The 21,428-nt window shown below is 63.2% G+C and carries 18 protein-coding genes and 2 riboswitches; of the genes, 12 read left to right on the top strand and 6 right to left on the bottom strand.

The genetic code is table 11. The features are described from left to right. Positions 1-16: 16 nt before the first annotated feature. Positions 17-143, bottom strand: a riboswitch (glycine riboswitch). A gap of 21 nt (positions 144-164) precedes the next feature. After that, positions 165-248, bottom strand: a riboswitch (glycine riboswitch). 13 nt (positions 249-261) lie between these two features. From ASE39_RS15970 to ASE39_RS15960, 3 genes are all read right to left on the bottom strand, one after another. Next, complete coding sequence (locus ASE39_RS15970; protein ID WP_057224065.1) at positions 262-1,539, bottom strand: TRAP transporter large permease; 1,278 nt, start codon at positions 1,537-1,539, stop codon at positions 262-264. An 85-nt stretch (positions 1,540-1,624) separates the two neighbouring features. After that, on the bottom strand, positions 1,625-2,119 hold the full coding sequence (locus ASE39_RS15965; protein WP_057224067.1) for a TRAP transporter small permease: 495 nt from the start codon (positions 2,117-2,119) through the stop codon (positions 1,625-1,627). Positions 2,120-2,227: 108 nt separating this feature from the next. After that, on the bottom strand, positions 2,228-3,199 hold the full coding sequence (locus ASE39_RS15960; protein ID WP_057224068.1) for a TRAP transporter substrate-binding protein: 972 nt from the start codon (positions 3,197-3,199) through the stop codon (positions 2,228-2,230). A gap of 366 nt (positions 3,200-3,565) precedes the next feature. On the opposite strand from ASE39_RS15960, the gene ASE39_RS15955 reads away from it, so the two are divergent. From ASE39_RS15955 to ASE39_RS15910, 10 genes are all read left to right on the top strand, one after another. Continuing rightward, positions 3,566-4,024, top strand: a complete 459-nt coding sequence (locus ASE39_RS15955; RefSeq protein WP_010458688.1) for an Lrp/AsnC family transcriptional regulator — start codon at positions 3,566-3,568, stop codon at positions 4,022-4,024. 262 nt (positions 4,025-4,286) lie between these two features. Next, a complete protein-coding gene (locus ASE39_RS15950; RefSeq protein WP_057224070.1) occupies positions 4,287-5,198 on the top strand; it encodes a LysR family transcriptional regulator in 912 nt (303 codons plus the stop codon). A gap of 365 nt (positions 5,199-5,563) precedes the next feature. Beyond that, positions 5,564-6,358, top strand: a complete 795-nt coding sequence (locus ASE39_RS15945; protein WP_057271861.1) for a putative hydro-lyase — start codon at positions 5,564-5,566, stop codon at positions 6,356-6,358. 15 nt (positions 6,359-6,373) lie between these two features. Beyond that, positions 6,374-7,339: a TRAP transporter substrate-binding protein gene (locus ASE39_RS15940; protein WP_057271779.1), complete on the top strand. Its 966-nt coding sequence runs from the start codon at positions 6,374-6,376 to the stop codon at positions 7,337-7,339. A 61-nt stretch (positions 7,340-7,400) separates the two neighbouring features. Next, complete coding sequence (locus ASE39_RS15935; protein WP_199864294.1) at positions 7,401-7,949, top strand: TRAP transporter small permease; 549 nt, start codon at positions 7,401-7,403, stop codon at positions 7,947-7,949. Between the two features lie 11 nt (positions 7,950-7,960). Next, on the top strand, positions 7,961-9,271 hold the full coding sequence (locus ASE39_RS15930) for a TRAP transporter large permease subunit (RefSeq protein WP_010465482.1): 1,311 nt from the start codon (positions 7,961-7,963) through the stop codon (positions 9,269-9,271). 81 nt (positions 9,272-9,352) lie between these two features. Further along, a complete protein-coding gene (locus ASE39_RS15925) occupies positions 9,353-10,318 on the top strand; it encodes a TRAP transporter substrate-binding protein (RefSeq protein ID WP_057271778.1) in 966 nt (321 codons plus the stop codon). Between the two features lie 62 nt (positions 10,319-10,380). Beyond that, positions 10,381-10,950, top strand: a complete 570-nt coding sequence (locus ASE39_RS15920; RefSeq protein ID WP_010465478.1) for a hypothetical protein — start codon at positions 10,381-10,383, stop codon at positions 10,948-10,950. 46 nt (positions 10,951-10,996) lie between these two features. Next, positions 10,997-14,653, top strand: a complete 3,657-nt coding sequence (locus ASE39_RS15915) for a hydantoinase B/oxoprolinase family protein (protein ID WP_057271777.1) — start codon at positions 10,997-10,999, stop codon at positions 14,651-14,653. Between the two features lie 105 nt (positions 14,654-14,758). Then, positions 14,759-16,453, top strand: coding sequence for a methyl-accepting chemotaxis protein (locus tag ASE39_RS15910; protein WP_010465474.1), 1,695 nt, complete (start codon positions 14,759-14,761; stop codon positions 16,451-16,453). A gap of 72 nt (positions 16,454-16,525) precedes the next feature. On the opposite strand, the gene ASE39_RS15905 is transcribed toward ASE39_RS15910, so the two are convergent. Continuing rightward, a complete protein-coding gene (locus ASE39_RS15905) occupies positions 16,526-18,226 on the bottom strand; it encodes an electron transfer flavoprotein-ubiquinone oxidoreductase (RefSeq protein ID WP_010465472.1) in 1,701 nt (566 codons plus the stop codon). Between the two features lie 141 nt (positions 18,227-18,367). On the opposite strand from ASE39_RS15905, the gene ASE39_RS15900 reads away from it, so the two are divergent. Both ASE39_RS15900 and ASE39_RS15895 read left to right on the top strand, forming a co-directional pair. Continuing rightward, positions 18,368-19,150 (top strand): SDR family oxidoreductase, encoded by a 783-nt coding sequence (locus tag ASE39_RS15900; protein ID WP_010465470.1) that lies wholly within the window; start codon positions 18,368-18,370, stop codon positions 19,148-19,150. A gap of 139 nt (positions 19,151-19,289) precedes the next feature. Continuing rightward, positions 19,290-19,715 (top strand): acyl-CoA thioesterase, encoded by a 426-nt coding sequence (locus ASE39_RS15895; protein WP_057271776.1) that lies wholly within the window; start codon positions 19,290-19,292, stop codon positions 19,713-19,715. A gap of 79 nt (positions 19,716-19,794) precedes the next feature. Here the strand turns inward: ASE39_RS15895 and ASE39_RS15890 are convergent, their stop codons facing one another. Together ASE39_RS15890 and ASE39_RS15885 are read right to left on the bottom strand one after the other, a co-directional pair. Further along, entirely contained in the window at positions 19,795-20,367 is a 573-nt protein-coding gene (locus tag ASE39_RS15890) for a peroxidase-related enzyme (RefSeq protein ID WP_057271775.1), read from the bottom strand. Positions 20,368-20,544: 177 nt separating this feature from the next. Further along, positions 20,545-21,360, bottom strand: a complete 816-nt coding sequence (locus tag ASE39_RS15885) for an IclR family transcriptional regulator (protein ID WP_057271774.1) — start codon at positions 21,358-21,360, stop codon at positions 20,545-20,547. Positions 21,361-21,428: the final 68 nt, after the last annotated feature.

The following is a 21,428-nucleotide window of genomic DNA, read 5'->3' as shown; positions in this document are numbered from 1 at the left end:
CAAAGGTGGCCACGGGATTTGCCCTGCTGTCCGCTTTACCTGAGAGATTCACCGCAGCGCCCTGGCTGGCCATGCGGTTTGCTCCTTCGGTGGATGGCCTCATCACGCGATGCGGCGGGCCATCTCTCTCCAGCAAGGGAACGCCCGCATCACTGCGGGCGGTTGTCAGTCCTTTTGCCTGAGCGTTCGGCTGCTGCCTGCGCCTTCGGCGGTGCGTTGGCCCGTGGGGCTTGGCACTCTCTCCTGACTGGGCGATTCTAACTACTTCGCGTAGACCAGATCGCGAAGTGCCAGCGAGATCGAGGGGATGTATGTGATGATCAACAGGCACACCAGAATCACGCCGACAAACGGCAGAAGGTGTTTGATGATCCGGTCCAGCGAGATCTTTGCCACCGTGCAGGCTGCAAACAGGTTCACTCCAAAAGGCGGAGTGATCATGCCAAGCGCCAGGTTCACCACCATGATCAGGCCGAAGTGCACTGGGTCGATACCGAAGTGCATGGCCACCGGTGCCAGGATAGGGGCCAGAACGATGATGGCTGCGCTGGTCTCGATGAACATGCCAATCACGAAAAGCGCGGCGTTCACACCCAGCAGGAACAGGGCCGGGGACTGCAGCACCGCCTCCAGCCAGCGGCCGATGGCATCGGGCACACCAGCGCGCGTGATGAGGAACGCGAACAGCCCCGCGTTGGCGATGATGAACATGATCACCGCCGAGGAGATGGCCGACTTGCGCAGGATGGCGAACAAGTCCCTGAGCTTGATCTCGCGGTAGATCACCACGCCCACGATGAGTGCGTAGAACACGGCCACTGCCGACGCCTCGGTGGGGGTGAACACACCGCCGTAGATGCCGCCCAGGATGATCACCGGCATCAGCAGCGCCCAGCCAGCCTGCCAAGTGGCTTGGCCGAAGGGCATGCGGCCTTCACCGTCGTTCTTGCCCCATCCCTTCCACTTGCAATACGCCCAGACAAAAAGCATCAGCGCCCCGCTGATCAGAAGGCCGGGACCAAAACCTGCAATGAACAGCTCGCCAATCGACACTTCGGCGCTCACACCGTAAAGGATCATCGGAATGGAAGGCGGAATGATCACGCCCAGCTCGGCGCTGGTGGCCTGCAACGCCGCAGCGTAGCTGGTGGGGTAGCCATGTTTGATAAGCGCAGGAATCAGGATGGCGCCAATCGCAAACGTGGTGGCCACTGACGAGCCCGACACGGCCGCAAAGATCATGCAGGTCAGCACGCAGGTCATGGGCAGGCCACCCTGCACGCCGCCGACGATGCTCTTGGCAAACTCCACCAGACGGCGAGAGATGCCGCCCGTTTCCATCAGATTGCCTGCCAGGATGAAGAACGGAATGGCCGCCAGCGGAAACTTGTTGATGGACGCGAACATCTCCTTGACGGAAATGAGCATGTTCGCGTTCGATGCCTGGATGCCCAGGATGGACGCGAGCCCGATGGAAACGGCCACCGAGATGGTGAGCGCAAAGCACAGCACCATCGTTGAAATCATGACCACGCTCATTGTTGGTCCCCCACGCTCGGCATTGCATGTCCTCGCTGCCCCCCGAGGGGGCCGTTCGCTTGCTTGAGGCGGCTCGGCACGGCGCTCATTGGGCAGTCTCCAGTTCCATGCGAAGGGGGTCGATGAGGTTGCCGATGATGCCCACCACGCAAAACAGGCCCCCGACAGGCATGGCCAGGTAGGCCCAGAACATGGACACGGATTCCAGCCCGGCCATGCTTTGCACACCGCCACGTTTGGCGTAGTCCCAGCCCCACCAGATGATCACGCCGATGAGCGCCAGGGCCGCGATGGACACTATCCAGTCGAGCACGCGTCGCATCTTCGGTGGACTCCAGCGGTACAGCACATCCACGCTCACCATCGCACCCTGGCGGAAGGCGGCGGGGATGGCGAGGAACACCATCCAGATCAGGCTGAAACGGATCAGCACCTCGGTCCATTCTGCGGGCTGCTCCAGCACGAATCGCGTCACGATCTGGAACATGCCGAGCGCGGACGCCACTGCCAGCATGGCGCACGCGGCCAGCATGGCGAAGGAGGTCGTCCAGCGCTCAAAGGTCAGGAAAGCATTTTTCATGGGGCAGGGCCAGCCACGGGAGAAAGGGAGGGGAGAAAAGGCAAGAACCAAACGCCCGGTAGCTGGAGTGCCACAGGCGTTTGGTTCCAGAGCGCGGAGCGCACAGGGTTACTTCACGTCGCGGATCTTGTCGAGCGTGGCCTTGCCGAATTGCTTTTCGAACTCTGCATTCACCGGGGCCAGCGCGGCGACGAACTTGGCCTTGTCCACGTTGTCGATCACCGTCATACCCTTGGCTCGCAGGTCGGCCACACCCTTGGCATCGTCTTCATCGACGCGGGCGCGGTTTGCCTTGGTGCCTTCCTTGGCGGCGTCCAGAAACGCCTGCTTGTCGGCAGCGCTGAGCTTGTCGAACGAGGCCTTGTTCATCACGAAGATGCACGGCGAGTAGACGTGGCCCGTGAGCGTCAAGTGCTTTTGCACTTGGTCGAACTTGGCCGAGATGATCACCGGCAGCGGGTTCTCCTGCCCGTCCACGGTGCCTTGTTGCAAGGCCGTGAACACTTCGGGGAAGGCCATGGGCGTGGTGATGATGCCAAAGCCCTTGTACGCGGCAATGTGCACGGGGTTTTCCATCGTGCGCATCTTCAGGCCCTTGAGGTCACCGGGCTCTTTCACGTCGCGCTTGCTGTTGGTCATGTGGCGAAAACCGTTCTCGGCCCAGGCCAGGGCCTTGAAGCCCTTGCTGTCGAACTTGGTCAGCATCTCTTGGCCGATAGGGCCGTCCAGCACGGCGCGGGCATGGGCCTTATCGCGGAACAGGAAGGGCACGTCCAGGATCTTGGTGTCTGGCACAAAGTTGGGGATGGGGCCTGTGGAGCTGAAGGCCAGTTCCTGCGTGCCCAGTTGCACGGCTTCGATCGACTCGCGCTCGCCGCCTAGGGCGCCGTTGTAGAAGGTCTGCACCTTGTAGCGACCGCCTGTGCGCTTTTCAACTTCCTTGGCAAACGTGTCGATGGCCACACCCTGGTGGGAGTTCTGGGCCGTAGAAATGCTGATGCGCATGGTGGTTTGCGCGGCAGCGGAGGCCACAAAGCCGAGCGCGAGGCTCAGGCCGACGACGAGTTTGGTCAGTTGCATGCTGTCTCCTGTTGATGGTGGGCTGGGGCCGAAGGGATGCGCGGAGCTCCTTGCGGAGCGGGCCCCGAGCGCTTCCAAATTATGGTGGTGCCGCATCGGCGCAGGCATCGGGGTTTGTGCTGGTAAGCGTGCTTACTAACTGTGCACCGAGGTGCCCCCCAGTCCAAGGGTCGACCTGCAAATGCCAAGGGCCCCGTGCTGGCGGTAACCAGCCGGGGCCTTGTCAGTTTGTGCACTCCGGTAAGAGCGCCTTGATGGAAGAAGTATGCGCTGCAGGGATGAGATGAATTTGCTGAATTCTCTTTGAAACAGTCAAATGTCAGAATAATTTTCTGAGTTTGTAGGAATCAGTGAATAATCCACCTGATGGATCGACTGGATAGAAAAATTCTCGCTGTGCTGCAGGGCAACGCCCGCGCCAGCCTGCAAGAGATCGGGCAGGCCGTTGGCTTGAGCGCGTCACCTTGTTGGGGCCGCATCAAGAAGATGGAAGAGGCGGGTGTGATCCAGGGTTACACCGTGCGCATCAACCCGCAGTCGCTGGACCTGGCCGACACGGTGCTGGTGCAGGTCACGCTCGACAGCCACTCCGACAACACGCTCGAAAAGTTCGGCGAAACGCTGGCCAGCATCCCCGAGGTGATCGAGGCGCACCTGGTGTCGGGCGACTACGACTACCTGCTGCGCATCGTCGTGAAGGACACGCGCGACTACGAGCGCCTGCTGCGTGAGAAGCTCTACAAGATCAAGGGCATCCGGCACAGCCGCTCCAGTTTTGTACTGCGCACGCTCAAAAAGGCGGACCTCCCCCTTTTTGTGGGATGAATTTAATAAAAAATGGCCGTTGGCGCTTGTCTGTAAAGCGCTAATAGCTATCAATTTAATAGTATCTGCATCAGGTGCCAATTTCAACGCTCAGGCATCAAGGAACACCCGCCGCGTTCTGTTTCTGCGGTTCTGAGGCTGTAGGGCATGCAGATCAACGGCAGAATGGCCCCGCCTTTTGCGCTGGTTTCGGTGGGTTGCACCACCACGGTGCGCAGCCAGAGGGCTTGAGGCGTGCCAGCACGGCCGGAGAACCACCACCATGAACCTGCGTTTTGTCGAAGCCTTTTATTGGGTTGCCTCCCTCAAGAGCGTGACGCGCGCGGCGGAAAAACTCTTTCTGACCCAGTCGGCCATGTCCAGCCGCGTGGCGGCGCTGGAGGAAGAACTCGGTGTGCTGCTGCTGGACCGGCGCGACAAACATTTCAAGCTCACCGTGGCGGGCACCCGGTTTCTCACGTATGCGAAACGCATGCTGGAACTGCAGCGCCAGCTCAAGACCGAGATGGGCTCGGGCGGCCCGCTGGAAGTGTCGATCCGCCTGGGCGCGATTGAGTCGGTGCTCCACTCATGGCTCATTCCCTGGGTGGAACAACTGCGCAAGGACAACCCGCTGCTGGAGCTGGAGCTTACGGTCGAGTCCACGCCTGTGTTGCTCGACCAGATCCGCCGGGGCACGCTGGATGCCGTGTTTGCGGCGCTGCCTGCATCGGCGGACGGTATCCGCAGCCAGGCGCTGACGCCCATGGAGATGGTGTTCGTTGGCAACAGCAAGATCCACCGCAAGCGCCGCTATGCGCCTGAGGACTTTGCCGGTACCGACATCCTGACGTTCCAGCGTGGCTCCCAGCCCCATGTGTACCTGCTGGACACGCTGCGCCAGGCGCAGGTGGAGCCGCGCTGCGTGCACACCATTTCCTCGATCTCCGCCATGGTGCAGCTGGTACAGGGTGGATTTGGTGTGGCCACCCTGCCGCGCCTGGCGGTGGAGCGGATGCTGGCGTTCCCGGATCTGCGCGCGTTGGCCTGCGACATCGTCCTGCGGCCACTGCCCATTCATGTGAGCTACCGCGAGGACCCCTCATCCCCGGCAATGGAGGCGATCGTGCGATCCGCGCTCAGCTTCATTGAGGCACAACCACCGCAGCCCAAGACGCGCAAGGCCCGCGCCTGAGCGCGAGGACCACGCACGCTCCTTTTTTCTGCTGCGCGCACTTCCGTTGCGCTGTCTGCATTTCCGCTTCCGCATTGAGGACTTCGCATTGAAATGGCGTGCGGGGTTCCGTGCGACTGCGCTGGTTCAGATGCTCCTTTCAAGGGTCCGGGTTAACCCTTGCAGCAATCACAAGGGTTAACCCTAAGCACCAAGTTGGTTTGCCTCGCCCCAATGAAGTGCATCGAAAAAATCGATGAGCTGAGAGAAATTTTTTGAATTTGCCAGCGCAGTTACACCCCAACAAAATCCGTCCAACGTCATGCAATTGACTTTTCTCAATGCAAGGAAATACGGTGGACTTAGCTCAAGAAAATTCGCTCGCGGTGTTTGGCCCTGAGGGCACCAGCAACCCGAACCATGTCCGCGACACCATCCGAAAAGGACTGTGGACATCGCACACCAGCGGTCTCGCAGACGGCCATGTTCAAGGCAACGTGGTCATCCTGCCCGAGGTGCTTGCCAGTGACTTCCTGCGGTTCTGCCAACGCAACCCCAAGCCATGCCCCGTGCTGGCGGTCAGCGAGCCTGGCCAGTTCGCCCTGCCTTCGCTGGGCAAAGGCATCGACATCCGCAGCGATGTGCCGCTGTACCGTGTTTGGCGCCACGGTGAAATGTCGGAGGAGGTGGCGGACATTGCCAGCCTCTGGCGGCAGGACCTGGTCACCTTCATTCTCGGCTGCTCGTTCTCGTTCGAATCGGCGTTGATCGAAGCAGGCATCCGCCTGCGCCACATTGACGAAGGCAAGAACGTGGCCATGTTCCGCACCAACCTGCAGACCGAGCCGGCCGGCCCCTTCGGCGGTGCCATGGTGGTCACCATGCGTCCCATGCCCGCCGCGGAGGTGATCCGTGCCGTGCAAGTCACCTCGCGTTTTCCCAATGTGCATGGAGCCCCTGTGCATATCGGTGACCCCGCCCTGATCGGCATCGCCGATCTGGCCCATCCCGACTACGGGGACGCCGTAGCGCTGATGCCCGGTGAGATCCCTGTTTTCTGGGCCTGCGGCGTGACACCGCAATCGGCCATCTTGAACGCCCAGCCCGCGTTCTGCATCACGCATGCGCCGGGTTGCATGCTGGTCACCGACCTTCTCAACCACCAACTTGCCAGTTTTTAAACAAGGAGCTACCCCATGAAAAAAATTACTTTTGGTCTCTGCGCCGTTGCCTTGGCGGGACTCTCGCAGGCCCAGGTCAAGTGGGATCTGCCGTCCGGCTATGCCGTGAACACCTTCCAGGTGCAGAACCTGCAGCAGTTCGTGCAGGACGTGGACAAGGCGACGGGGGGCAAGCTCAAGATCGCGGTGCATCCCAATGCCTCGCTGTTCAAGGCCAACGAGATCAAGCGCACGGTGCAGTCCGGCCAGGTGGCTTTGGGTGAGTTCATTTTGTCGGGCGCTGCCAATGAGGCGCCCGTCTACGGCGTGGACTCCATTCCGTTCCTGGCGACGAGCTATGCGGACTCCAAGCGCCTGGACCAGGCCTCGCGCCCGCTGCTGGTCAAGACGCTGGGTGCACAGGGCATGAAGCTTTTGTACACCGTGCCATGGCCTGCACAGAGTCTGTACTCGGTCAAGCCCGTCACGGCGTTGAAGGATCTCAAGGGCACCAAGATGCGTGCCTACAACCCAGCCACCTCGTACATCGCCACGGCGGTGGGGGCGCAGCCCGTCACCATCCAGCTGGCGGAGCTGTCCGCAGCATTGGCCACGGGCACGGTGGACAACTTCCTCACCTCCAGCGCCAGTGGTGTGGACAGCAAGCTGTATGAGACCGTGAAGTACTTCTACGGTGTGGCTGCCTGGCTGCCCCGCAATGCCGTGGTGGTGAACCAGAAGGCGTTCGACGCGCTGGACAAGCCTACCCAGGAATCCCTGCTGGCCCAGGCTGCCGTGGCTGAACAACGGGGTTGGGCCATGAGCGAGAAGAAAGACCAGGAATATCTGAAGGAACTGGCAGCCAAGGGCATGCAGGTGGATGTGAGCGCCACGAGCCTGAAGGCAGAGCTCAAGGCCGTCGGTGAGCGCATGACCGCAGACTGGATCAAGACCGCTGGCGATGAGGGCAAGGCTGTCATCGACGCCTACAACAAGAAGTGAGATGGACGTGTCTATCCTGTCTCAAACCCCTTTGGCCGTGGGCGATGCAGCCACGGTGAAGATGCCGCCGCACCTGCTGCGGCGCATGCTGGACGGTGCCTACCTTGCCGCCGGTGCCGTGGGTGCCGCCTGCATTGCGGTCATCTGCGTGCTGATGGTGGTGCAGTCCCTGGGGCGCCAGTTCGGGTTTCCCACTGGCGCCATCAACGACGTGGTGGCCTGGCTGTGCGCGGCGGCGGCTTTTCTCACCATGGCGCATGCCTTCAAGCACGGCGATTTCGTGCGCGTGACGCTGGTGCTGGAAAAGCTCTCGCCCGGCATGCGCCGCAAATACGAAGTGGCCTGCCTGAGCATTGCGGCGCTGGCCATCGGCTACCTGACCTGGTGGGCCTGCATCTTCACCTATGAGAGTTGGCAGTTCCATGAACTGGCCCAGGGGCTGTGGGCGATCCCCATCTGGATCCCGCAACTGAGCTTTGCCTTGGGCTCCCTGCTGTTCTTCGTGGCTGTCATCGATGAATGGTGGATCGTGATGCGGGGCGGCATTCCTACCTTTGTGCGGCTGGTGGAAGAGCGCCACGCCAAGGGTGACTTTTCTTCGGACCTTTAAGGAGCATCACCATGGACATTCTTTCCATCGGCGCTTTCCTGCTGCTGCTCATGCTCCTCATGCTGTCCGGCGGTGTCTGGATCGCCATGACCCTGGCCATCTGCGGATGGGTCGGCCAGGCCTACTTCACCAACAGCCAGCCCGGGCTGAACCTCTTCTCCGCGTTTTGGGAGAGCAATGCCAGCTGGGAACTGGCCGCTCTGCCCCTGTTCATCTGGATGGGTGAAATCCTGTTTCGCACCCGCTTGAGTGAAGACATGTTCACGGGGTTGGCCCCCTGGCTGGGCAAGGTGCCCGGGCGGCTGTTCCATACCACCATCCTGGGTTGCGGCATTTTCGGCTCGGTCTCGGGATCGTCGGCAGCCACTTGCGCCACCATTGCCAAGGTCTCGCTGCCTGCGCTCAAGAAACGCGGCTACGACGAGAGCATCGCCATCGGTTCGCTGGCCACCGCCGGTACCCTGGGCATCCTGATTCCCCCGTCCATCACCATGGTGGTGTATGCGGTGGCGGCCGATGCCTCCATCATTCGCATCTTCCTGGCAGGCTTTCTGCCAGGGCTGCTGCTGATGCTGCTGTTCTCCGGCTACATCGCCTGGTGGTCGGTGCGCAACAAGGAACGCATGCCTGCGGACGAACCACCCACCACGTTCCGCGAAAAGCTGCATCTCTCGCGCAACCTGATTCCCTGCGCGCTGCTGATCGTGTTCATCTGCTGGTCTTTGGTGGCCGGGTGGGCGACGGCCACGGAATGTGCCGCGTATGGCGTGGTGGGGGCACTGGCCCTGGCCGCATGGTGCAAGGCCCTGACCTGGCAGAACTTCAAGGAAGGCCTGGCGGGCTCGGCCCGTACCAGCTGCATGATCATGTTCATCCTGGCGGGTGCTGCCTTCTTGACCAAGACCATGGCTTTTACCGGCATCCCACGCGAGCTGGCCGAATGGGTGGACTCCATGCACTTGTCGCCCTATGCGCTGATTGCCTGCCTGGTGGGGGTGTACCTGGTTTTGGGCACCGCGCTGGATGGCATCAGCATGATCGTGCTGACCGCTGCCGTGGTCATGCCCATGATCGAAAAGGCGGGCTTTGATCTCATCTGGTTTGGCATCTTCGTGATCCTGCTGGTGGAGATCGCCGAGGTCACGCCACCTGTGGGCTTCAACCTCTTCGTGCTGCAGAACATGACGGGCAAGGACAGCAACCTCATTGCCAAGGCGGCCATACCGTTCTTCCTGTGCCTGGTGGTCTGCATCGGCCTGATCACGGCCTTCCCGCAGATCGTCACCATCGTCCCTGACCTCGTCATGGGGCAGTCGAAGTAGCCAGCCACCCGGCTTTTCACTGTGTCCTCCAGCGCACCCGGTCTGCGCTGGCGTCCACTTCCCCCCCTTCAGGAGCTTGCCATGAAGAACATGGTCTTGTTGGCCGCGCTTGCCGTGGCCCCGGTGGTGCACGCCCAGACCCAGTGGAAGCTGGCCACGGGCTACCGTGCCGAGTCGTTCCATACGCGCAACGTTGTCCAGTTTGCGCAGGATGTGGAGCGTGCTTCGGCAGGCGCACTGCGCATCGAGGTGCATGCCAACAATGCCTTGTTCAAGCTGGGGGAAATCCCGCAGGCGGTGCAGGACGGCAAGGCCCAGGCGGGGGAGACCATCATGACCAGCCTGGTGCGCGAAATTCCCTTGGCAGGGGCCGATTCCGTGCCTTTTGTGGTGCGCAGCTATGCCGACGCGCGGCGCATGTGGGATGTGCAGCGTCCGCTGATCGAAGCGCACATGGCGCGCAAGGGGCTCAAGGCACTGTATGCCGTGCCCTGGCCCCCACAGGGGCTGTTCACCACGGCCTCGGTGCGTTCGTCGGTGGATTTCAAGGGCACCCGCATGCGCACCTACAACCCGGGCACGGTGCGCATTGCCGAGTTGCTCGGTGCCACGCCGGTGGATGTGCCCATGGTCGAGGTCAACCAGGCCTTGGCGGCCGGAAAGCTGGACTCGATGATCACCTCGGCCCTGACTGGCGTGGAAAACCAGGTCTGGGGCCAGATCAAGCAGTACTACGGCATCAACGCCTGGTTCCCCAAGAACATCGTCTTTGTGAACCAGCATGCGTTTGATGCACTGCCCGCCCCGGTGCGCCAGGCCGTCAGTCAGGCCGCGGCCGAGGCCGAAAAACGGGGGTGGGCGATGAGTGCTGCGGTGGCCGAGGAATCGGTGACCGAGCTGCAGCGCAAGGGCATCAAGGTCGAACCCCCCTCGGCCGTGCTTGACACCGAGCTCAAACGCCTGGGCGAGCGGTTTTCCCGCGAATGGGTGCGGTCCGTGGGGAGCGAGGCCAACCAGCTCTTCATCCCGTACTACACGCAGCGCTAGGTCGTCGCAGGAATCACCCAGCAAGCACACGGCAATCACCAAGGAATCACCAAGGAATCACCATGCAAACCCCTTCAGACACCATCGAGATGTATCTGCTGGCCAAGGATGGCAACCGGCCCCACCTGATGGAGCGGGCCTTCGCTGGCGGCGCACTGTTGCGCATGGATGTGCGGCAGGGCGACATGGGTTTTCCGCCCCTGGCCCACGGCCGCGACGCCATTGCCGAAACCCTGGTGCGCCACTTTGGCCGCACCTATGAAAACGTCTACAGCTTCTGCCTCGCCGATCCTCCGGATCCCGCGTGCTCGGAGTTTCACTGCCCCTGGCTCGTGGCCATGACAGAAAAAGACAGCCGCGCCGTGCGCCTGGGTTGCGGCCAGTACCACTGGCGCTTTGCGCCGGGTACGCGCCTGGCGCAGGAGCTGAGCATCGTGGTGGACAGCATGCAAACCCTGCCGCCCTCGGACATCCATGTCGTGATGCCCTGGATCGCGGCGCTGGACCGCCCCTGGTGCGATACAGACCGGGCGATAGCGACGGCACCTTCCATCCCTTCGGTGCATGCGGTGCTGGAGGCGTTGGCCCGAACACCGGTTTTGGCCCCTTCCTCCCTGGCCCTGGCGGCCTGAGCGGCGCACCGAACACTTTCTTTTCACCTTTGCAAACCATCACACCATGACCCAACTTGCACCCTCCATCCACATCCCCCGCTGGCAGTTCTGGATTGACCGTGGGGGTACATTCACCGACATCGTGGCCAAGCGACCCGATGGCTCGCTGACCACCCACAAGCTGCTGTCGGAAAACCCTGAGCAGTACAAGGACGCTGCCGTGGCGGGCATCCGCCACCTGCTGGGTCTCAAACCCGGTGAGCCTGTTACACCCGCGCTGGTGGAATGCGTGAAGATGGGCACCACCGTGGCCACGAATGCGCTGCTGGAGCGCAAGGGCGAGCCCACACTGCTGGTGACCACGCGCGGTTTTCGCGATGCACTTCGCATTGCCTACCAGAACCGCCCACGCCTGTTCGACCGCCATATCCAGTTGCCCGAGCTTTTGTACACCGAGGTGATCGAAGCGCGCGAACGTGTGGGCGCCCATGGCGACGTGTTGCAGGCACTGGACGAGCCCAGCCTGCGGGGTGATCTGCTGGCGGCTTACGCGCGTGGCCTGCGCAGCGTGGCCGTCGTTTTCATGCACGGCTACCGCTACACCCAACACGAGCAGGCTGCCCAGCGCATTGCCCGGGAAGTGGGCTTCACGCAGATCAGCACCTCACACGAAACCAGCCCCATGATGAAATTCGTGAGCCGGGGCGACACGACAGTGGTGGATGCCTACCTGTCGCCCATCTTGCGCCGCTATGTGGAGCAGGTGGCCAGCGAGATGCCGGGCGTGAAGCTGTTCTTCATGCAATCTTCGGGTGGTCTCACCGATGCCGGCACTTTCCAGGGCAAGGACGCCATCCTGTCTGGCCCGGCGGGCGGCATTGTGGGCATGGCGCGCACCGCAGGGCTGGCAGGACACGAAAAGGTCATCGGCTTTGACATGGGCGGCACGTCCACCGATGTGAGCCACTACGCCGGTGCGTTCGAGCGCGAGTTCGAGACCCATGTGGCGGGTGTGCGCATGCGAGCGCCCATGATGAGCATCCACACGGTGGCCGCTGGCGGCGGCTCGGTGCTGGCCTATGACGGTGCCCGTTTTCGCGTGGGCCCTGAAAGTGCGGGTGCCAACCCGGGTCCGGTGAGCTACCGCCGGGGCGGGCCACTGGCTGTGACCGATGCCAATGTGATGGTGGGCAAGGTGCAGCCACGTTACTTCCCCAGCGTGTTTGGCCCTGCAGCCAACGAAACACTGGATGCCGACGCAGTGCGCGCGCGGTTTGAAGCCATCGCCGCCCAGACCCAGCGCAAACCCGAAGAAGTGGCCGAGGGTTTCATCCAGATTGCCGTCCAGCAGATGGCCAACGCCATCAAGAAAATCAGCGTGGCGCGGGGCTACGACGTGACGCGCTACACCCTGCAGTGTTTTGGTGGTGCGGGTGGCCAGCACGCCTGCCTGGTGGCCGATGCCCTCGGCATGACCCGCGTGTTCGTCCATCCGCTGGCCGGGGTGTTGAGCGCTTACGGCATGGGCCTGGCCGACCAGACCGTGATCCGCGAGCAAGCGGTGGAGATGCCGCTGGCCACCGCGTCGCTGCCGCTGATTGCCGAACGCCTGGACACCCTGGGCTCCGCAGCCCAGGCCGAGCTGGAGCGCCAGCAGGTCAGCGCCAACCCGGTGCAGGTGCGCCACAACGTGCATGTGCGCTACGAAGGCACCGATTCAGCCCTGGTGGTGCCGTTTGGCGACATGGCCAGCATCCAGTCCGCCTTTGAGACGGCCTACCGCCAGCGCTTTGCCTTCCTGATGGCGGGCAAAGGGCTGGTGGTGGAGGCCGTCTCGGTGGAGGCCATGATTGCAGGCGACGCTCCTGCAGAGCCGCGCCTGGCGGTGCACCCGCACCGCAAGCACCCGCTGCGCGAAACGGTGAAGATGTACTCGGGCAGCGAGTGGCACGACGCCGCGCTGGTGGTGCGCGAAGACCTGCACCCCGGCGATGTGATTCCCGGTCCGGCCATCATTGCCGAGAAGAACACCACCACGGTGGTGGAGCCCGGCTGGTCCGCCCGCCTGACCGACCTGGATCACCTGGTGCTGGACCGCGTCACGGCCCGCAAGGTGCAATACGCGGCCGGCACCACGGTGGACCCGGTGCTGCTGGAGGTGTTCAACAACCTGTTCATGAACATCGCCGAGCAGATGGGCCTGCAGCTGCAGAACACGGCGTACTCGGTGAACATCAAGGAGCGCCTGGACTTCAGCTGCGCGCTGTTCGATGCCACCGGCAACCTGATTGCCAACGCGCCGCACATGCCCGTGCACCTGGGCTCCATGGGCGAGAGCATCAAGACCGTGATCCGCGAGAACGCGGGCAAGATGCACCCGGGCGATGTGTACATGCTCAACGACCCGTACCACGGTGGCACCCATCTGCCCGATGTGACGGTAATCACTCCGGTGTACGTGGCCGAGGGCTCCGAGCCCACGTTCTATGTGGGCAGCCGGGGCCACCATGCCGACATCGGCGGCACCACGCCGGGCTCGATGCCACCGTTCTCCACGCGCATCGACGAAGAGGGTGTGCAGATCAACAACGTGAAGCTGGTGGACCGGGGCATCTTCCTGGAAGAAGAAGTGCGCAGCCTGCTGACGACGGGCGGCGGCACCACGTCGTATCCCAGCCGCAACCCCCAGCAAAACCTGGCCGACCTGCGTGCGCAAATCGCCGCCAACGAAAAAGGCGTGCAGGAACTCTCGAAGATGGTGGGCCAGTTTGGCCTGGATGTCGTGCAGGCCTACATGCGCCATGTGCAGGACAACGCGGAAGAGTCGGTGCGCCGCGTGATCACGCAGCTCAAAGACGGGCAGTTCACCCTCAAGTTGGACAACGGCGCACAGATCAGCGTGTCGGTCAAGGTCAATGTGGCCGAGCGCAGCGCGGTCATCGACTTTGCAGGCACCAGTGCGCAGCAGACCAACAACTTCAACGCGCCGCGTGCGGTGTGCATGGCCGCGGTGCTGTACGTGTTCCGTACGCTGGTGGACGACGACATTCCGCTCAATGCGGGCTGCCTGAAACCTCTGCAGGTGATCATCCCGCAGGGCTCCATGCTCAACCCGAATCCGCCGGCCTCGGTGGTGGCGGGCAACGTCGAGACCTCCACCTGCATCACCAATGCGCTGTTCGGCGCCTTGGGCGTGATGGCGGGCAGCCAGCCCACCATGAACAACTTCACCTTTGGCAATGCGCAGTACCAGTATTACGAAACCATTGCCGGCGGCAGCGGTGCGGGTGCGGTGTTCGATGCTTCAGGCCGCACGGTGCGCGGGTTTGACGGCACCAGCGTGGTCCAGACGCACATGACCAATTCGCGCCTGACCGACCCCGAGGTGCTGGAGTTCCGTTTCCCCGTGGTGCTCGACAGCTACGAGATCCAGCGCGGTTCTGGCGGGGCAGGCCGCTGGGCGGGTGGCGATGGCGGCGTGCGGCGCGTGCGCTTTCTGGAGGCCATGACGGCCAGCATCCTGTCCAACGGGCGCTTGAACCCTGCGTTTGGCATGGCAGGGGGCCAACCCGGCCGGCCTGGCGCCAACCGTGTGCTGCGTGCCAACGGCCAGGTGGAAGAACTGGGCCATATCGGTGCGGCACTGATGGAGCCCGGCGATGTGTTCGAGATATCGACCCCCGGTGGTGGCGGCTACGGCGAAGAGTGCACCGTGCATTGACGCGCATGCCGGAGGCGCGTTGCCTCCGGCCCTGCTCAGTGGCACGGCGTTTGCGTTCTTTCCCATGCTGCTTTGCGGGCAGTGGGATGCAACCAGGAGAAATTCATGAACTATCTGCCAGCCACTTCCCATGCCGAACGGTACGCGCAGCCGCGTACGGCCCCCACGGCGAGCGGCACCTCTGCGTCGGATGCGCCTGCAGGCGCTTCCCGCTCCGGCCCTGCATCGGCAGAGGCTGCGCCCGCTGGTGGCCGACGCAACCTGAGCGTGGGGCAGAAGCTTGCGGCCAGCTTTGGCCTGCTGGGCTGCGCCGTGGCACTGCTGGGAGCGATGACGTGGATGACCGGCGAGGGCACCCGCCGCCAGGCCACGTTGCTTGCCAGCGAGCAACTGCCCATTGAACGCTCGGTGCGCGACTGGAAGACACAGTCGGTCACCATTGGCCAGATTGCGTTGCGCACCACGGTGTCCTCCGACGTATTTCCCCTGGTGGCAGAGATCCGCAAGCAACTGGCGACCGAAGACGCGATGCGCAAGCGCATCGAAGAGGCTTTGGCAGGTGCATCCACAGCCGAGCACACCAAACCCCTGTGGGCCGAGGCCCAGGCGCAGCGGCAGCAATACGCGGCGCTGCGCGACGCCCTGGTGCAGAACGCCCTGGAGGCCAAGATCATCAGCCAGAAGGAGCTGCAGGACCACGCCGCCGCACTGACGCAATACCTGCGGGCCATTGATCAGTTGCTCGGGGCGTCCGAGCAGGCGTCCCTCCAGGCGGCGGACGCCATGATCAGCGACGCCTCGCGCGCACAGTGGATCAGTGCCATCGCTGTGCTGGTGGTGGTGGGGCTGTCGGCGCTGTTTGGCTGGCTATTGCGGCGCTCCATCGTGCTGCCGCTGCGCCAGGCCTGCGAGGCTGCGGACCTGGTGGCACATGGCGACCTGACCGTGCGCATGCAGACGCAGCGCACCGATGAAATCGGCCAGTTGCTCACGGCGCTGGACAAGATGGTCGAGTCCCTGCACTACGTGGTGACCGAGGTGCGTGACTCGGGGGAGTCCATCCACGTGGCCAGTTCCGAGGTGGCGGCGGGCAACACCGACCTGAGTGCACGCACCGAACATGCCGCCAGCAACCTGCAGCAGACGGCGGCGAGCATTGCCCAGCTGGCACAGATGGTGGCGGCCAATGCGGACAGCACGCGCCAGGCCAATGCGCTGGCCCTGAATGCCACACAAGTGGCCAGCAAGGGCGGTGAGGTGGTCAGCCAGGTGGTGAAGACCATGGAAGAGATCAACGCCAGCAGCAAGAAAATTGCCGACATCGTGGGCATCATCGATGGCATTGCGTTCCAGACCAACATCCTGGCACTCAATGCGGCCGTCGAGGCTGCCCGTGCGGGCGAACAGGGGCGTGGTTTTGCGGTGGTGGCCAGCGAGGTGCGGGGCCTGGCCGGGCGCAGCGCCAACGCGGCGCGCGAGATCAAGGCGCTGATCTCCACCAGCGTCGAGAAGGTGAGCGACGGCGCCAGGCTGGTGGTGACGGCAGGCTCCACCATGGGCGACATCGTGCAGAGCGTGGAGCGCGTGACCACGTTGATGTCCGAGATCAACGAGGCCAGCAGCGAACAGAGCACGCAGATCGGCCAGGTGAGCCAGGCCGTGGACCAACTCGACCACATGACGCAACAGAACGCCGCGCTGGTAGAGGAGGGCGCTGCCGCGGCCCAGAGCCTCAAGGACCAGGCACACCGCCTGGCCGGTGCCATGGGGCAGTTTCAGCTCGTTCGTGCAGCGGTTTGATTCCGGAAATTCAATAAAAAAGGCCTGCAGCGCAGGCCCATAAAGCGCCAGGCGCTATGAATTTTGATGTGACTACATGCCCGCGTAGTTCGGGCCACCGCCGCCCTCGGGCGTGACCCACACGATGTTCTGCGTCGGGTCCTTGATGTCGCAAGTCTTGCAGTGCACGCAGTTTTGCGCGTTGATCTGCAGGCGTTGCGCATCGCCGCCCTTGGCCACGTCGGGCACAAACTCGTACACGCCCGCGGGGCAGTAGCGCGCCTCGGGGCCGGCGTACTTGGCCAGGTTGATGTTGACTGGCACGCTCGCGTCCTTGAGCGTGAGGTGGGCCGGCTGGTTCTCTTCGTGGTTGGTGTTGCTGATGAACACGCTGCTGAGGCGGTCGAACGTGAGCTTGCCATCGGGCTTGGGGTAGACGATAGGCTTGCACTCTGCCGCGGGCTTCAGATACGCGTGGTCGGGCTTGTCGCGGTGCAGGGTCCAGGGGATGTGGCCGCGCAGCACGAACTGCTCGAAACCGTTCATCAGCGTGGCGGCGGTCAGGCCGTACTTGAACCAGTTCTTGAAGTTGCGGTCCTTGTTCAGCTCGGTGTAGAGCCAGCTTTCCTCGAAGGCCTTGGGGTAGGCGGTCAGTTCGTCGTGCTGGCGGCCTGCGACGATGGCGTCGTAGGCGGCTTCGGCGGCCAGCATGCCGGTCTTGATGGCGGCGTGGCTGCCCTTGATGCGGCCCACGTTCAGGTAGCCCGCATTGCAGCCCACCAGTGCGCCACCCGGGAAGACCGTCTTGGGCAGGGCGTTGATGCCGCTGGCGTTGATGGCACGCGCGCCATACGACAGGCGCTTGGCCGTGATCTCGCCCTTTTCGTTCTCAAAGTAGTAGCGGACGTTCGGGTGGGTCTTCCAGCGCTGGAATTCCTCGAACGGGCTGAGGTACGGGTTGGTGTAGCCCAGGCCAGTGACGAAGCCCAGGGCCACCTTGTTGCCCTCCAGGTGGTACAGGAAGGCGCCGCCGTAGGTATCGTTCTCCATGGGCCAGCCGGCGGTGTGCATCACAAAGCCGGGCTGGTGCTTCTTGGGGTCGATCTCCCACAGTTCCTTCACGCCAATGCCGAAGCTCTGCGGGTCGCGGTCCTTGTCGAGGTGGAACTTGGCGATCAGCTGCTTGCCCAGGTGGCCGCGTGCGCCTTCGGCAAACACGGTGTACTTGCCCAGCAGCTCCATGCCCAGCTGGAAGTTTTCGGTGGGCTCGCCATCCTTGCCGATGCCCAGATTGCCCGTGGCCACGCCCTTGACGGAGCCGTTGTCGTTGTAGAGCACTTCTGCGGCGGTGAACCCGGGGAAAATTTCCACGCCCAGGGCTTCGGCCTGTTCACCCAGCCACTTGGTCAGGTTGCCCAGGCTGATGATGTAGTTGCCGTGGTTGTGCGCAAACGGCGGCAAGAACATGTTGGGCACGCGAAAGCCCGATTTTTCGCCCAGGAAGATATAGGCGTCGTCGGTCACGGGCTGGTTCAGCGGAGCGCCGCGCTTTTTCCAGTCGGGGATCAGTTCGGTCAGCGCCTTGGGGTCCATGATGGCGCCCGAGAGAATGTGCGCGCCGGGTTCGGAGCCTTTTTCCAGCACCACGACCGAGACATCCTGGCCTTTTTCAGCCGCCAATTGCTTCAGGCGGATCGCAGTGGCCAAGCCGCCCGGGCCACCGCCGACGACGACGACGTCGTATTCCATGGATTCGCGGGGGCCGTATTGGGCGAGGATTTCTTCATTGGTCATGGGCTTCTCGTCGGGCGTTTGATAATGGGCTATTTTCTACAGAGCAGGGTGCAATGCCCTGTCTGGCTGGCGACTGATTGTATTCACGGAATACAGACAATCGAACGACCGTTCTATTTTGATCCAGTAGGGAGACTCTAAATGGCATACAGCATCGACTTGTCCGGCCGCGTGGCCTTCATCACAGGTGCCTCCAGCGGCCTGGGCGCACAGTTTGCCCGTACGCTGGCCCGCGCGGGCGCCGGCGTGGTGCTGGCCAGCCGCCGGGTCGAAAAGCTCAAGGAGCTGCGTGCACGCATCGAAGGCGAGGGCGGTGACGCCCATGTGATCGAACTCGACGTGACCGACCACGACTCGATCAAGTCCGCCGTGGCACACGCCGAGACCGAGATGGGCTCCATCGACATCCTGGTCAACAACTCGGGCGTGAGCACCACGCAGCGTATCCAGGACGTGACGCCGGAGGACTACGACTTCATCTTCGACACCAACGTGAAGGGCGCCTTCTTCGTGGCTCAGGAGGTCGGCAAGCGCATGCTGGCTCGCTCGCGCGGTGCCGCGCCGGGCAGCTTCACGGGGGGGCGCATCATCAACATCGCCTCGATGGCAGGCCTCAAGGTGCTGCCGCAGATCGGCGCCTACTGCATGAGCAAGGCCGCCGTGGTGCAGATGACCAAGGCTATGGCCATGGAGTGGGGCAAGTTTGGCATCAACGTGAACGCGATATGCCCTGGCTACATCGATACCGAGATCAACCACCACCACTGGCAGACCGAGCAGGGCAAGAAGCTCATCGACATGCTGCCCCGCAAGCGCGTGGGCAACGCGCAAGACCTGGATGCCTTGCTGGTCATGCTGGCCAGCGACCAGAGCCACTTCATCAATGGTGCGGTGATTGCGGCCGATGACGGCTTTGCTGTATAGGAAGTCCCCCTGAGGCGCTGCGCGCCATCCCCCGAGGGGGACGCCACCGGTGGCCTGGCAGAGCCAGTTCCACGGTGGCACTGGCCTGGGGGCGCGCCAGTTGCAGAGCGCTGGGCGGTACCACCAACCTGGACTATCGATGAAGATTGAAATTCCTGAAGCCAAGAAGCTGGTCTACGAGATGCGCTTTCCCGTGCGCTGGGGCGACATGGACGCGATGGGCCATGTCAACAACACGGTGTATTTCAGATACCTGGAAACCGCGCGCATCGACTGGATGGTGTCGGTGGGCTGCAACCCCGACCCGCGCGGACAGGGGCCGGTCATCGTCAATGCGTTCTGCAATTTCTACAAGCAACTCGAATACCCGGCCGACGTGTTGCTCAAGCTCTACGTGAGCGACCCGGGCCGTACCACGTTCGAGACCTGGGGCACGATGGAGCGGCTGGACCAGCCGGGCGTCATCTGCGCTGCGGGCGGGGCCACCACCATCTGGGTGGACTTTCCGCAGCAGAAAGCAGCACCCTTGCCGGACTGGATGCGGGCGCTTGTCACTGCAGACTGAATTTGAAAGAAATAGGGCTCTAGCGCTCATTGGATAAGCGCTAGTAGCTATCAAATATGTAGTAAATGCGCCAGGGCACTTACTTCTGCTTGGGCACCCGTCCCATCAAGTAGAACTCTGGGTTGGGCTGCATGCCCGCAAAGCTGGCCATGCGGTTGCTCAGGCCAAAGAACGCGGTGATGGCCGCGATGTCCCAGATGTCCTCGTCGTCGAAGCCGTGCGGGTGCAGGGCCTCGAAGTCGGCGTCCTCGATCTCGTGCGAGCGCTGGCACACCTTCATCGCAAAGTCGAGCATCGCGCGCTCGCGCGGGCTGATGTCGGCCTTGCGGTGGTTGACCGCCACCTGGTCCGCGACCAGCGGCTTCTTCTCGTAGATGCGCAGGATGGCGCCGTGGGCCACCACGCAGTACAGGCACTGGTTGGCAGCGCTGGTGGTGGTGACGATCATCTCGCGCTCGCCTTTGGTCAGGCTGCCTTCTTCCTTGAGCATGAGCGCGTCGTGGTACGCAAAGAACGCGCGCCACTCGGCCGGGCGGCGGGCAAACGCCAGGAACACGTTGGGGATGAAGCCGGCCTTTTCCTGCACTTCCACGATGCGTGCGCGGATGTCGTCGGGCAGGGTGTTCAGGTCGGGAAAGGGGTAGCGGCTCACGAAGGTCTCCTTGGCTTGTTGTGTTGGTCGTGGATGCCAGTATCCGCGATGCACCGCATTGCGCTGTGCGCATGAAACTGGCGCCGCCCCACCAGTGCACCCGTGGATCCGGCTTCGCCGGTCCACCGGGTGCGTCCCCCTTAGGGGGAAGACGCCGCCAGGCGGCTCAGGGGGAGCTCAAGGATGCCAGTGCGTGGCCCGTACCGGGCTTTGCGCGGGCGCTGCCGTGTTGCCTGCCAGCGCGTACGACAGCTGCGTCGCCGCGGCGATCACGGTCTGGGCCAGTGCTTCGAGTTTTTCAGCGGGCAGGCGCGAGGCAGGCCCTGAAATGCACACGGACCCCATCAGGCGCCAGTGCATGCCGAACACCGGCGCCGACACCGTGGCCACGCCTTGCTCGCGTTCGCCGATGGACCAGTGGTAGCCCTTCTTGCGGATGTCTTCATACGCCTTGCCCGGCTCGCCCGAGAACGCCAGGATCACGCGACCCGGCGAGCCTTTGTCGAGCGGCAGGCCTTCGCCCATGCGGGCGTGGTGGCGCAGTGCCTGCGGGCCCTCCACGCGCACCAGGCAGGTCCGCACCTGGCCTTCGCGCACGTAGAAGGCCGCGCTTTCGCCCGTGGCGTGGGTCAGCTCGCGCAGCGCGGGTTCCAGCACGTTCTGCACATCAAAGCCCGCTTGGTAGCGCGCGCCCAGCCAGCCCGCGGCGGGCCCCAGGCGCCAGTCGCCGTCTTCGCGCTGCACCATGAAGCCCGACTGCGCCAGCGTGCGCGCCAGGCGCAGCACCGTGGTCTTGTGCAGGCCGCAGCGGCGGCTCAACTCGGCCAGCGGCAGGCTGGATTCGCCCAGGGCAAAGGCTTCGAGCACCTGCAGAGCGCGCGTGACGGCAATCACGCCGCCGGCAGCGTCGGGCTGCGCGGCCGGGGCAGGTGCCGAGGAGGGCGGCAATGGCGGTGGCGCGGGGAGAGAAGGCTTGATGGACTTGTCGCTCATGGCGCTATATGTTTCACTGTGTGCAACTGCATTGTATGCGTTGAAACGTCTGCGTAAAGTCGCAGCCA

It is taken from the genome of Acidovorax sp. Root267, assembly GCF_001429215.1.
Classification (GTDB): Bacteria; Pseudomonadota; Gammaproteobacteria; order Burkholderiales; family Burkholderiaceae_C; genus Acidovorax; species Acidovorax radicis.
This window is presented reverse-complemented; position numbering and strand designations above follow the sequence as displayed.